This is a genomic window from Companilactobacillus allii (assembly GCF_001971585.1).
Classification (GTDB): domain Bacteria; phylum Bacillota; class Bacilli; order Lactobacillales; family Lactobacillaceae; genus Companilactobacillus; species Companilactobacillus allii.
The window spans coordinates 114247-128021 of the sequence record NZ_CP019323.1; the positions used below are offsets into that span (position 1 = coordinate 114247).

Annotated in this window: 14 protein-coding genes; 4 read left to right on the forward strand and 10 right to left on the reverse strand. The window is 33.3% G+C overall.

Features of this window, described 5'->3' with window-relative positions; all coding sequences use genetic code 11:
- Position 1 precedes the first annotated feature (1 nt).
- Both BTM29_RS00590 and BTM29_RS00595 read right to left on the reverse strand, forming a co-directional pair.
- On the reverse strand, positions 2-316 hold the full coding sequence (locus tag BTM29_RS00590; RefSeq protein ID WP_076613647.1) for a PadR family transcriptional regulator: 315 nt from the start codon (positions 314-316) through the stop codon (positions 2-4).
- A gap of 54 nt (positions 317-370) precedes the next feature.
- Positions 371-970: an undecaprenyl-diphosphatase gene (locus BTM29_RS00595; protein ID WP_076613648.1), complete on the reverse strand. Its 600-nt coding sequence runs from the start codon at positions 968-970 to the stop codon at positions 371-373.
- A gap of 135 nt (positions 971-1105) precedes the next feature.
- On the opposite strand from BTM29_RS00595, the gene BTM29_RS00600 reads away from it, so the two are divergent.
- Positions 1106-2086: a zinc-binding dehydrogenase gene (locus BTM29_RS00600; protein WP_076613649.1), complete on the forward strand. Its 981-nt coding sequence runs from the start codon at positions 1106-1108 to the stop codon at positions 2084-2086.
- 140 nt (positions 2087-2226) lie between these two features.
- On the opposite strand, the gene phnW is transcribed toward BTM29_RS00600, so the two are convergent.
- The 8 genes from phnW to BTM29_RS00640 all read right to left on the reverse strand — a co-directional run bounded on the left by phnW (position 2227) and on the right by BTM29_RS00640 (position 9880).
- A complete protein-coding gene (phnW, locus tag BTM29_RS00605; RefSeq protein WP_076613650.1) occupies positions 2227-3327 on the reverse strand; it encodes a 2-aminoethylphosphonate--pyruvate transaminase in 1101 nt (366 codons plus the stop codon).
- Complete coding sequence (phnX, locus tag BTM29_RS00610; RefSeq protein WP_076613651.1) at positions 3320-4117, reverse strand: phosphonoacetaldehyde hydrolase; 798 nt, start codon at positions 4115-4117, stop codon at positions 3320-3322. Before phnX ends, phnW begins: the two co-directional genes overlap by 8 nt.
- Positions 4118-4134: 17 nt before the next feature.
- Positions 4135-4989 (reverse strand): PhnE/PtxC family ABC transporter permease, encoded by an 855-nt coding sequence (locus BTM29_RS00615; protein ID WP_076613652.1) that lies wholly within the window; start codon positions 4987-4989, stop codon positions 4135-4137.
- Entirely contained in the window at positions 4986-5777 is a 792-nt protein-coding gene (locus BTM29_RS00620) for a PhnE/PtxC family ABC transporter permease (RefSeq protein ID WP_076613653.1), read from the reverse strand. Before BTM29_RS00620 ends, BTM29_RS00615 begins: the two co-directional genes overlap by 4 nt.
- A complete protein-coding gene (gene phnC / locus BTM29_RS00625; protein WP_076613654.1) occupies positions 5777-6532 on the reverse strand; it encodes a phosphonate ABC transporter ATP-binding protein in 756 nt (251 codons plus the stop codon). The genes BTM29_RS00620 and phnC overlap by 1 nt, the downstream gene beginning before the upstream one ends.
- 12 nt (positions 6533-6544) lie before the next feature.
- Positions 6545-7579, reverse strand: a complete 1035-nt coding sequence (locus BTM29_RS00630) for a phosphate/phosphite/phosphonate ABC transporter substrate-binding protein (RefSeq protein WP_076613655.1) — start codon at positions 7577-7579, stop codon at positions 6545-6547.
- A 227-nt stretch (positions 7580-7806) separates the two neighbouring features.
- The gene (locus tag BTM29_RS00635; RefSeq protein ID WP_076613656.1) at positions 7807-8298 is read right to left on the reverse strand and encodes a hypothetical protein; all 492 of its coding nucleotides are present in this window, start codon (positions 8296-8298) and stop codon (positions 7807-7809) included.
- A gap of 52 nt (positions 8299-8350) precedes the next feature.
- Complete coding sequence (locus tag BTM29_RS00640) at positions 8351-9880, reverse strand: YfcC family protein (protein WP_076613657.1); 1530 nt, start codon at positions 9878-9880, stop codon at positions 8351-8353.
- A 186-nt stretch (positions 9881-10066) separates the two neighbouring features.
- On the opposite strand from BTM29_RS00640, the gene BTM29_RS00645 reads away from it, so the two are divergent.
- The 3 genes from BTM29_RS00645 (at position 10067) to BTM29_RS00655 (ending at position 13774) form a co-directional block, all read left to right on the forward strand.
- Complete coding sequence (locus BTM29_RS00645) at positions 10067-11137, forward strand: baeRF8 domain-containing protein (protein WP_076613658.1); 1071 nt, start codon at positions 10067-10069, stop codon at positions 11135-11137.
- Positions 11138-11323: 186 nt separating this feature from the next.
- Positions 11324-12001 (forward strand): MarR family winged helix-turn-helix transcriptional regulator, encoded by a 678-nt coding sequence (locus tag BTM29_RS00650; RefSeq protein WP_076613659.1) that lies wholly within the window; start codon positions 11324-11326, stop codon positions 11999-12001.
- 21 nt (positions 12002-12022) lie between these two features.
- Positions 12023-13774 carry an ABC transporter ATP-binding protein gene (locus tag BTM29_RS00655; protein WP_076613660.1) on the forward strand — a complete coding sequence of 584 codons (1752 nt, stop codon included), beginning with the start codon at positions 12023-12025 and terminating at the stop codon, positions 13772-13774.
- Position 13775: the final 1 nt, after the last annotated feature.

Here is a 13775-nt window from a genome sequence, read left to right on the forward strand (position 1 = left end):
CTCACATAAACTTTTTAACAACGGTTGCTAAAGACTGAAAATCATCTTTCATTGTACTCAACTGCTCAATTCCCAAATCCGTAATATGATAATACTTACGCTTACCCCCATGGGTCTTCTCACCCCAGTAAGCTTCTACGCATTCTTGTTTTTCCAAACGTTTGAGTGCTAAATACAATGTCGCCTCTTGAATTTCAAAAGTTTTATCTGATTTATCAGTTATAATCTTTGAAATTTGATAACCATAGTTGTCGCTTTCTTTTAGTACCGCTAAAATCAATAAATCTATTGTTCCCTTTAACATTTCCTTATTCATTAGGTCAAATCCTCTTACTAGACATCATTAACTATATTTTACAGAATATGAATGCTAATTACTATTAATCCTAGATCTGAATATACTATTTTCTTTTTTATTAATAAAAATAAGTAGATTATTCAAAAATTTAGAATTAAATAGATATTGATAACTTATAATACTTACTATTGTGCCAATTGAAGCTCCAACAAAGACATCTATAGGATAATGTACTCCTACGAATATTCTTGATATACCAACTAATACTGCTAAAATTAAATATCCATATTTGGCTTTGGATTTAGAATAAATAAAAAAAATAGTCATGATACTAAAAAAGACTATCGTATGATCACTAGGAAAACTATTTCCAACATTTTTAACAATCAATTGATGTACATGCGGTAATACTGCAAAAGGTTGTCGATGATAATAAATATTACCAGCAATAAGTTTACCAATTAACTCTGAAATAATACATGAGATAAAACCCATTATTAACATTTTTCTAGTTCTAATGCTTTTTCTCTTGAAGAACCAAAGATAAATCATTGCCACTGCAAGTGCATAAACTAGATATTTGGCAAAAACAATTCCTATATCATCAGTGATTTTAGAAAATCCAGCCATATTATTTACTAATCTAAATATGGCTATATCGTAACTATCCATAATAAACCTCTACATAACATTATTGAGTACTTGATTACTAAATAATATAAAGTAATGTGCACATTAATACAAGCTTTTTTAAACTAATCATAATTTTGATTGCTATACTATATATTAATATTGGAGGTTATATTTATGAAAGCATTAGTACTTAATTCTAAGAATGATAAAAATATCGCAAATATTAAATTGACGCAATTATCAAAACCAATCATCAATGATAATGAAATCTTAATAAAGGTTCATGCACTAGGACTGAATCCTGTGGACTATAAACTAATTGAAGAACATAGTCCAAGTTGGAGTTATCCACATATACTAGGATTAGATGTTGCTGGAGAAATTGTACAATTGGGTACAAAGAATCCCAGGAATTTCAAATTAGGTGATAGAGTATTCTTTCATAACGATCTAACTAATCAAGGATGCTATGCAGAATATGCAAAAGCAAAATATAATGTCGTTGCAAATATTCCTGACAACGTTAGTTATGAGGAGGCGGCTTCAGTTTTATGTAGTGGTCTTACTGCATACTCTGCTATCTATAGAAAGGCTAGCTTAATTGGCAAGAAAAACATATTGATTCACGCCGGCGCTGGCGGTGTTGGAACAATTGCAATTCAACTCGCAAAAATTGCCGGTTTAAAAGTTATAACTACAGTTTCTGAGCACAAGAAGGATATTGTAAAAAAATTAGGTGCCGATTATATAATTGATTATCATAATGAAGATATTGACAAAAAAATTTCGGAGATAACTAATAACAATGGAGTTGATATTATTATTAATGATATTGATAATGGTAATTCTGATCTACCTAGACTGGCATACAATGGAGCACTGATTTGTATTTTAGATACTCCTAATATTTCCACTTATAATCTTTCTTCAAAAGGACAAAGCATTATGGGATTGAATCTTGGTGGTGTACATCAATCTAATTACATTAATCAATTGGATGATCTGGCGGTAATGGCAGAAGAATTAGTTAAGTTGATTTCAGAAAAAAGACTTGATCCAATTATTTCGGAAAAAATTTCTTTTGAAGATATCCCATTGGGATTAGAAAAGATTTCTGAACACAAAACTATCGGAAAAATTGTTGCAACTATATAGAGTGCGACAGAGCACATTCAGTCTTCGTATATAGCAAAAAAAACGACATTACATAAGTAAATGTCGTTTTTTGGACTATACAGAAAAAATTATGTTTTGTCACACTTTTTTACTGCTAATTTTAGTAGGAATCAAGTTTGTCAAAAACTCTTTTCTGTATTCTGTATTTCTTTAATTACCTTTAATAATCTTGCAATATCATCCCTATACACTTCTCCAATATTACCAATTCTGAATGTTGGTACTTTTGAAATTTTACCAGGATAGATTACAAATCCTGATTCCTTCAATTTTTGATAGAAGTCATTAAAATCAAAATCATCTGTTGGATAAATAAATGAAGTGATAATCGGTGATTGCCATTTTTTATCAATCAATACCTCAAAACCAAGATTTTCCATTCCAAGAGCCAATTGGTTTTGATTTGCTTGGAATCTCTTATAGCGTTTCTGTAATCCACCCTCAAGTTTTAATTCTTCCAAAGCTTGAGCAAATGCATGGACAACATGTGTTGGTGAAGTAAAACGCCATTTACCGTTATTAATTTCCATCTCATGATATTGATCATATAAATCTAGTGATAATGTCCTAGCAGTACCCTTAGTTGCTTCCAAAACCTTCTTTCTTGCTATTACAAAAGAAAATCCGGGAACACCTTGAATACATTTATTAGTACTACTAATCAAAAAATCAATATTAATACCACTTACATCAATTGGAATTCCTCCAAAACTGCTCATAGCATCAACTATCGTAACTATCTTTCGTTCATGAACCCAAGGAATGATTTCTTCAATTGGATTCAAAACTCCAGTGGTTGTTTCACAGTGTATCATTGCAAAATGTGTGATTTCAGGATGCATTTCAACAACTGATTTAATGTCTTCTAATAAAACTGGTTTTTGTTCATCAATTCTTACATCAATATGGTTGATTCCGTACACATCTGCCATTTGGCTGATGCGTTCCCCATAGGAACCATTTATAGCAATTAATAACGTATCTGAATTGGATATCGTTGAACTGATTACTGACTCTACACCATACGTTCCACTTCCCTGAATGGGAACGGCTGTATATTTTGATGGATTTACATCCGCCAAAGCCAACAACGATTGCCTTATTGATTGGGTAATCTCTTTATAGTCATCATCCCAAGTACAATAATCAAATTCCATTGCTTTTTTAACTGTACTACTTGTAGTCAATGGACCAGGTGTTAATAATAAATAATTATCCATTGGCTACCTCCTCAGATGCATTCAAAGTCTGAATAACATCTGGTAATTCAAACATATTATTAATGATAATATCTGATCCTACTTCTTCAAATGTCTTTCTTACCTCATTGCGCTTGACTACTTGTTCGGATTTTGTCAGTCTATTGAACTCATCTTCAGACAATCCCATAAGACTACTACCTTCAATTACACCAACTGTAATTACACCAGCATTTTGACCCTCTTGAATATCGGAGATAGTATCACCAATTTTAAGAACACTATGTAGATCACTAATACTAAATTGCGACACGATATTCTTGATCATAGCTGGAGAAGGTCTACCTTGACCAGATACATCCTCAGATGTAACTACTAGTTCAGGTAAATATCCTTGGCTTGAAGCACTATTCCTAACAATATTCATCATTTCTAAAGTATAACCAGTAGTAGTTGCAACACGTATGCTATGTTCTGTTAAATACTTAAAGGTTTCTAACATACCTGGTTTCAATTTAGTCGAAACTTTCAAATGTTTGATTAATGACTCTTGAAACAGACCATAGACATTTTCACGATCTTCTTCATTTGGAAGACGATAATATATTTCTTTCCATTGATCCTGTATTCTTGGGATCTCCATAATTTTGTTAATGTGATCCCACTTGGCAATGCCCATATTCTTTCTAATTTCACTATCCAGAATAGTAATTCCTGCACGATTAAATGCCCTTTTAAAAGCTATAACTGGTGCACAACTTCCATAATCAACTGTTGTCCCAGCCCAATCAAATATTACTGTTTTAATCATAAAGTTATCCTTTCACTCTACTTAACAATGTAAGCTTTTCTTAATTTAACAGCGATAAATTCCAACAATAAAGTTGCCACAATAACAAGATAAACAATCATCCCGACTTCGTGGAAATCAAAGCTCATTCCACTTGAAACAAATAATTGATACCCAATTCCACCAGCACCAGCAGCCGCACCCACAGCGACAGCATTGGCAAAATTAATTTCCACTCTTATAAATGTCCATGATACAAGTGAAGCTATTATTGTTGGCCAAATTGCTTGAAAAACAACAACCCAAAATTTACTTCCGGTTACTTTTAAAGCTTCAATAGTCGACTGATCTATTTCCTCAATACTCTCTGAATATGCTTTAGTTAGGTAGGCAACACTATGAAAACTTAATCCAAGAACTGCAGCGTTTGTTCCTAAGCCACACACAATGGAGAAGATAAGAACCCAAATAATTGTTGGAATAGCACGGATAATTGCCATTATTATTCTAATCCCACCACCAAGATATGCATTGGTCAAATTTTTAGAGGCAAATACTGCCAATACAAAACCTATAACAGCACCTATCACTGTTGTCATTATTGAAAGTAACAAACTGATTCCTAAAGATTGAAGTAAAAGAACTATCCCATCGCTTCCCGCACTCGGTTGTAAAAACATTTGACGCAATGTCATCATCAGTCCATGAACAGCTGATCCAATTTTTACACCCGCGGCATCCAAATTCATAAGTGTATATATTGTTATCAATGTCAGAAAAGATAATACTGATAGAATCATATACCTCGATAAACTTGCTTCGTGTAACCTAATCTTTTTAGGTTGCTGATCATTTGGATCTACAACCAATCTTTCATCACTATTTGAGATCATAAGATAACCTTTCTGATTTGATTAGATAAAATTTCCAATGCTATTACAACAACAATTATTAAAAGAACTGTCATCCCAGCAGCATCAAATCGAAAACTCTTATAATAAATATCAAATACAAAACCAATACCTGTACCGGTTAAAATTCCAACTAATGTCGCATCACGTACGTTGTTTTCGATCATATATAGAATCCAACTAATCAAACTGGGCATAATTTGAGGAATTACAGCTTGAAAAATAACCTGTAAATAACTTGCCCCCGTAGCTTTAAGTGCCAGCATCGTTTCACTAGCTTCGTCTTCGATTATTTCCATGAATGCACGAATTAAATATCCGACAGACAAGAGTAATAGAGCTAAAAATCCAGTGAAATCGCTCTGTTTAAAGGAGAAAAGTAGAATCATTGCCCAAGCAACTAATGGAATATTTCTAAAAAATGAAGCTATTCCACGCACAACTGTTTGAATAACACTATTACCACCAGTAACCTTTGATCCTAAAATTGCCACAAATATTGCAATTATCGATGCAACAACTGTAGAAGCAACTGCTAACATGACTGTACCAATTAGCTTTTGCCAAATACTAGGTAAATATTGAATGGAATTAGATGTTGGCCTGAAATTGATCCAAAGCCATGTGAACGCTCTAGGTATGGCCAAAATACCACTTAATCCATCAAACTTGAGGATATAACTACTTAATAGATAAATACTTCCAATAAGTGCGATAACTCCTGTCTGTTTCCAATGTTTTCGAGCTAAATATTTTACAGGTGTCTGCATCAACCAAGCCCCTCAGTAGTATTTTGATCATATAGTGTCCTTAATATTTCCTCAGATAACATATCAGCCTTTTCATCAAAAGCCATTTTCCCATCACGAATTCCAATAATTCGATCAGCATAATCCTTGGCCAAACCGATTTGATGTAAATTTGCGATACAAATAATATTGAATTCAGTGGTTAAATCTTTTAGTAGTTTCATTACTGTTTGAGATGATGCCGGATCTAGTGAAGCAATCGGTTCATCGCAAAGAATGATTTTGGGATGCTGAATTAATGACCTAGCTATACCAACACGTTGCTTCTGACCACCACTAAGTTCAGAACAACGTTGCAAAGCAAAATCCTCCAGACCAACTTTACTTAGTAAAGTTAAAGCCTCTTGTTTTTCCTCTTCAGTATAACGACCAAATATACCAGCAAATGTAGATTTATATCCTAGTCGTCCATGCAAAACATTTTCAATAACAGTCAATCTCTCAACTAAGTTGTAATTCTGGAAAACCATTCCAATTTGACGGCGATAATGTCTTAATTGTGTTTTGTTGGCAGTTCTAATATCTCCACCGTCTAAGAGAATTTGACCACCATCATCTTTGATCAACTGATTCAAGCTTCTTAAGATAGTTGTCTTACCTGCACCAGAAGGACCGATAATTGCAACAAATGTTCCAGGCTCTACTGAAAAATTGATATCAGTCAAGGCTGGCTTATCTTTTTGATAGCTCTTTTCTAAATGTTTTACCTCTAGCATTCGTCTATCCCCTTATTTACCAACTAATTCATGAGTAGGTTTATACCAATCATCATCTACAGGTAGTAAAGTCATTTTTGCACTCTTCTTTTGCCATAGAGTTGGTGTCTTTGAACCTGGTTTAGCCATAAGTTTTGGATTATCTGTAACATCTTTTGATGTGAAACGTTTTTCAATTGCTTTTCTATCTTTATCGCTCAATGCTCCTGTATTAACTACAAATGGACCATTTTGAACTGGCAATACTGAAATATCAACTAATTCCTTACCCTTGAAATCTGCAAATGGAGCGTCAGCATCTTCCTTAACTACAAATGTTGAACCCACTTTGTTGTAGCTTCCATCTTTTACGTCCAAGAATGGTGTCAAATCAATATCATCAAATGCAGCAACATCAGCGTCACCCTTTAATAAGTTAATTGCTGATCCAGGATGTGAATTACCATATAGAACCTTATCAAAGAACTTACCACCCTCGGCTAATTTATCTTTGTTCTCTAATTTAAAGTGCTTTTGGATTTCATCAGTTGGAACTGCGTATCCTGATGTTGAACTTGTTGAAACAAATGAGATTTTCTCACCTTTGATTTTGTCAATATCATACTTACCATTTTTCTTATATGAATCTGCCTTATCTTTAGAAACCATTAAGTATGAACGATAACTGGCTCCTTTATCAGTACCATCTTCACCAGATTGTAATAAGAATGGAACAACCTTCTTGTTTTGTGCATGTGCTTGAATATAGCCATCTGCACCCATAAATGCCAATTGTGCTTTACCAGAAGCAATCGCTTCGATAGCAACGTTGTAATCAGTAGTTGTTTGAATCTCTACTTCTTTTCCAGTTGCTTTATGAATTTGTTTCTTCATCTCTTCACGAGATCCTGTGAAGTTCTTTGCTGACTCATTAGGATAAAATACAACCGTAATTTTTCCAGAATCTTTTTTAGCACCTGCGGAATTCTGACTTGAGCATCCAGTCAAAACACCAATAAATAACAACATTAACCCTAAACATACCGTTAAAAATCGCCCTTTTCTCATTGCGGAATAACCAACTTTCTATTTCGTTTTAAGTACAAAAAAAGTTTAACAAAAGGATGTATATGTTATTTATATTTATTGTAAAGATTGTGTAATGATACAAAATAAATCTTTACTATAAATTTACACAAAACATACAATAAATAGTTATATTTGCGCATAAGCAATAGGCACCAAAAAAGTCACCTAATTTAGGTGACTTTTTCATTGCTATTAAAATTAAATATTTATTTCTGAATATATTTAATAATATCCTCACTTGTTGAATCAATGTCTTTTGAAACCTTATTATTCAATCTTCCAATCCCATACACCAAAGCAAATCCTAGTTTATCGACCTTTGACTCTTTTACTCTTTCAGCAAAGTAATAGATAATTGACGGATATGTAGAATCACAATAAATTGAATAGTCCTTTGGAACATGTTTACTGTCCACAGCAAGGGATAATCCCACAACATAATCATTTAATGCATAGCTTTTACCCTTTATATTATCTTTGTTTTGACTACCTTTATATCTAAATGGTAATGCCGAATATATCTTTAACTCAATTACATCATTTTTTTTACAATTATCGTAATTGAAATTTAGCATTAATGATTCTTTAACAGTACTATTTTTAACATATTGATCCTTTATTTTAGCACCACTGAACTCTATTGGATCTCCATTTTTTAATATTTCAATAATACCAAATGGTAATTTCAAAATCTTCATAAATTTCATCTCTTATTCCAAAAAAGCACTCTCAGTCGAGAGTGCTTTTCGATTAAGATATTAATACTCCAACACTTAAAAATACTAATATTAAAATAATTATTGTAACCAACAGTTTGAAAACGAATTTTATCCACTTATCAAACCCGATATTTACCATAGATAATGATACCAAAATCAATCCTGTAGGTGCAATTAATCCAATCAATCCTTGTCCCCAGTTATATGCATCAATTATCATTGAACGATCTATACCCACAACATCAGCAAGTGGAGCCATAATTGGCATTGATAATACAGCAAGACCTGATGAAGATTGGATAAAGAATCCTAATATAACGTATACAAAGAATAATACACAAATGAACAAGACATTATTCATACCACTAATTTGATTACTAAAGTAATTCATGATCGTATCACTGACATAACTATTTTCCATTACGATACCAACCGAACGTGCCAGTCCAACGGTTAGAGCTACACCTAATAGGTCAGCAGCACCAGAAACAAAGCTTTCAACAAACTTCTTTTCGCCCAATCCAACTACAAATGCCAGAATATAAGTTACAGCTAAGAAAACAACTGCGATCTCAGTGAAGTACCAGCCAAGTTGTTGAACACCCCAGATCATTACAACGAATCCAAGTGCAAAGATTATCAGTGCTAATTTCTGACGGATTGTAAATTCCTTTTTTTCATCCATATCAGTATCTAAGAAATGATCTCGATCAGACTCCATTTGATCGGCAATCAGTGACTTAGATGGATCCTTACGTACTTTCTCACCATAATGAATCGTATAAGCAATTGATATACCTACTGCGGTTACCCACATTAATAGCCTCAATGGCATCCCATCAGTAAAAGTTATTCCAGCTGCATTTGAAGCAATTACGGTAGAAAATGGATTGATCGTCGAACTCATGGTTCCAATCGCAGTACCCAAGTAAACCGCAGCGACTGCGGTCAACGTATCATAACCTGCTAGCAGGAATATCGGTATTAAAATTGGATAAAACGCAATTGTCTCCTCAGCTAATCCAAATGTCGTTCCACCTAAAGCAATCAAGGTAGTAACAATTATGATAAGCCATTTTTGTTTCCCTTTTAAGATTTCAGATAGCCGTTTCATACCAGCATCCATTGCACCAGTTGCATTAACTATACCGATAACTCCACCCAAAATAAGAATAAAGATAATAATATCGACACTGTCTGATATACCTTTAACCTGTGAAGTCAAAAATTGATTGATGGTCCCAAAAACTCCACGTTTTGGCTTTTTAATTCTGTGATAAGAATTAGGAATGGCAGCTGGTCGGTAAATTGTCCCATCCTTAAATTTTGATAACTTGATTTTGATCTTATATTTATCAAGTGTCTTTTTAGTTGCAGGTTCCTTTTTAGTTTTACCCTTAGCATCAGTAATAACAAATGCATTACTATCTGAACTATATTCCAAAGTGGAGTACTTACCAGATGGAATAAAAAAAGTTAAAGCCTGAACCATGATTAAAACAATGACTATAACTGTATAAGCTGACGGAAAGGCATGCTTTTTCTTTTTCGCAGTAGCCATGATTTAATCCCCCTTTTATTTTTTTAGTCTTCCAGTGAAGAGTATATCATAAGGGCTGTAAGCGTTATCAGTACTTATGATATTTATTTTTTAAAATTATCTTTATGCGTATTACTAGCCAAGGTAGCTGGAATGATGATATATTACTATTACAAATAAATTATGGTAACTATAAGGAGATGACATATGAAATTAACTAACAAAAAAGAATTATTAAACCTACTATCTTCAAAAGTAGAACCAAAGATAAGTATCATTCTCCCCATTCATCCCGAAACTCCCCAAGTTAACAATAATATTTTAATCTATAAAAACCTCTTAAAAGATGTCAAAAAAGATCTAGAACTAAACTATCCAAGACGTGACTGGTCAAACGCAGTTGAAAAGTTGGATGCATTGATTCTAGACCGTACACTTTGGAGTAATGCTGGCCCTGCCGTACTAATCTTTGCCACTAACGACGACGTACAAATATGCGAAATGAATCATGACGTTGAGCCTAAGTCTCATGTTGGTAATACATTTTTAATTCAAGATCTATTCTTGCAAGAAGAATTGACTGATGCACCACAATATATTATTAATATCAGCCGTGATCGTATCAATATCGTAGACGTAAAGACTCTTAAAGCCATCAACACAGAAAAAATTTATACAAAATTTGCTGATTACTATTCAGATTTCGATGTGGATTCAAACTTAAACACAGGTTCATATGGCGGACTTAACACATCCAACTACCACGGACACAGATCTAAACCTGAAGAACAAGAAAAAGACCAATTAATTTACTACAGATATTTGAATAGAGAACTAACTAAGTTATCAAAGGAAAACGGTTATAGTTTTATCATATCCGGTCTCCCAGAAGTACTTGATACTTATCTGAACAATTACGGTAACAGTTCTTACATTTATGACGTTATCCGAGGGTCAGTTCTAAATCTCTCTCAAAATGAACTAAAAAATAAACTTAATCAGCTCTCAGTTGATAAAAGAATGCATAACGCTGAATTGTTACAACAAGAATACAACCAAGCTGATAGACAAGATAAGGTCCTTAGTGATGTTGATAGTATCAATCACGCTATTACCGACAAAAGAGTTAAATCAATAATTTCATTTAACATTGGCAACTCCTACTCGATTGATCAAAATAAATTAATGCTGAAAGCAGCATTAAACAAAATTAACTGTCGAGTGCTTAATGCAAATGAATTAACTGATTTACCTAATATCAGCGCTATCGTCTATTAAAAATAAGTTAACAGTCATATTAATTTTATAGCCAACATAAGTATTCCCAGTATTTACGAAAGTAAACCCTGGGAATATTTGCGTTATACGATAAAAATAGTTGACAATTCATTCGGTGCCGAACTATAATCATTAATTGAATAATGATTCGGTGCCGAACAAATAAAATGAAAAGAGAAATATCCAATGAGTAAATCAACAGATGACCTAATGAAACAGCTACATTTTGTTAGTACTGCAGGTAATAACTTCATGCATCAAAACAAACAACGTTTATCAGGACAACAGAGAGTCTTAGCAATACTCAGATTAGAAGATGGACTAAGTCAGCGATACTTAGGTGAAGTTTTGGATCTTAGACCTAGCTCCATTGCTGAATTATTGAAAAAGCTCGAAAATAATAATTATATTATTCGTAAAGAAGATAAAGCAGACAAGCGTACAAAATTGGTTTACTTGACCGATACTGGAAAAGATAAAGCTGACGATAACGCTTCACTTAAAGACAATGACTACAGTGAACTATTCTTCTCTGGATTAAGTGATGATCAAATGAGTCAATTCAGCGATATTTTACAAAAAATTGCTGACGGATGGGATGATGACTTTAAAAAACAAGCTAATAAATTCATTGACCCAATGGATCGTATGCAATATATGCAAAAAATTCATGAAACAATGATGGCTAAATTTGGTGATGATTGTCAAAATATGTCACCCGATGACATACGTCAAAAAATAAGAAAAGAAATCCGAAATGGCAATTTCTCAGATTATCAACAAATGGGAATGGATTTCTTTTCTACTCCAAAAGACTATGGGCAAAATAACAGACAAAATTTTTGGTATGGGAATAAATTTTAATTAAAGGATAACCAATTCAATATGCGCAACAAAACATTGGAAAATAAAAACAACAATATTAAACTTAAAGATTTTTTGAAGTTAATTAATAGTGTGAATCCTAAAAAGGGAATTTTTGTTTTAGGGTTACTTCTTAGTTTAGTAACTAGTGGTGCAAGTTTAATTGTTCCTCAGATCACAAAAGGACTAGTAGACACTACTAAATTAACTCATATGAATAACAAATTGATTATTATTTTAATAATTGCTTTTGCAATTCAATTGGGCTTTGGAACTATCGGTGGATTTTTACTTAGATACACTGGCGAAAGTGCAGTTATGACCCTAAGAAAAAAGCTATGGAATCATCTACTAAAATTACCAGTAAGCTACTTTGATATTCATAAATCCGGTGAAAGTTCCTCACGACTGGTCAATGACACGTCGATCGTAAAAGATTTAGTTACGTCCCAATTTCCAAACTTTATTACAGGTGGTATCCAACTAATTGGATCCATGATAATTCTATTCATAATGGATTGGAAAATGGCAGCATTAATATTCACAGTGGTCCCAATTTTAACATTGATTTTAATACCAGTTGGTAGAATATTATCAAGGCTAGGACGTCAATTACAAACAGCAACTGCAGATTTCAACGCAGATGCCAGTGAAAAATTATCTGAAGTACGATTGATCAAATCAAGTAATGGTGAAATATTCGAAAAAAATACTGGTGGAAATTTTATACAAAATATATTTTCACTTGGTGTCAAAGATGCAAAAGTCGAGGCTATATTGCAACCAATCATGATGACTACTATGTTAGGAATGTTTGTTGGTATTCTTGGTTATGGAGCCATCCGTGTTTCTAGCGGAACCATGACTAGCGGTTCACTTGTAGCCTTCTTGCTCTATTTATTCAATATCATATCTCCACTAACAAGCTTTGCAACATTTTTCTCACAAATTCAAAAGGCCATGGGTTCAACCCAACGCATTCAAGAAATTCTAGATACTAATTTAGAACCCACTGGTAATGCAACTGAATTTGACGTTGAAGGTGGCACTATAAAAGCTACTAACGTCTCTTTTAGCTACAAGAAAGATTCTCCAATTTTAACCAATATATCATTTGAAGCAAAGCCTAATAATGTAATTGCCTTTGCTGGCCCTAGTGGTGGTGGTAAGTCGACTCTATTCTCACTGCTAGAACGATTTTACACACCAACTAGTGGAAGTATTACTGTAGCAGATCACAACATTGAAGATATTAATATTAGTAACTGGAGATCTCAAATTGGATACGTTTCACAAGATAGTGCAGCCTTTGCAGGTAGTATTCGTGATAATCTTCAATATGGATTAAATAAGGAATTAACCAATGATGAACTATGGCATGGATTGAAATTAGCTTATGCTGATAACTTTGTCAAAGAATTTCCAGAACAATTAAATACACAAATTGGTGAACGTGGCATTAAATTATCTGGCGGTCAAAAACAACGAATAGCAATAGCACGTGCCTTTCTCAGAAATCCAAAAATTTTAATGTTAGACGAAGCAACCGCTAGTTTGGATTCCGAGTCAGAGGAAAAGGTCCAACAAGCACTTGATAAACTAATGATTGGACGTACGACATTAGTGATAGCTCATAGACTTTCTACAATTGTCGAAGCAGACCAAATATATTTCATTGAACATGGTCAAATAACCGGACATGGCAGTCACAAGGAACTCATGAAATCTCACAAATTGTATTCACAGTACGTTAATGAACAAATGGTTAACTAGA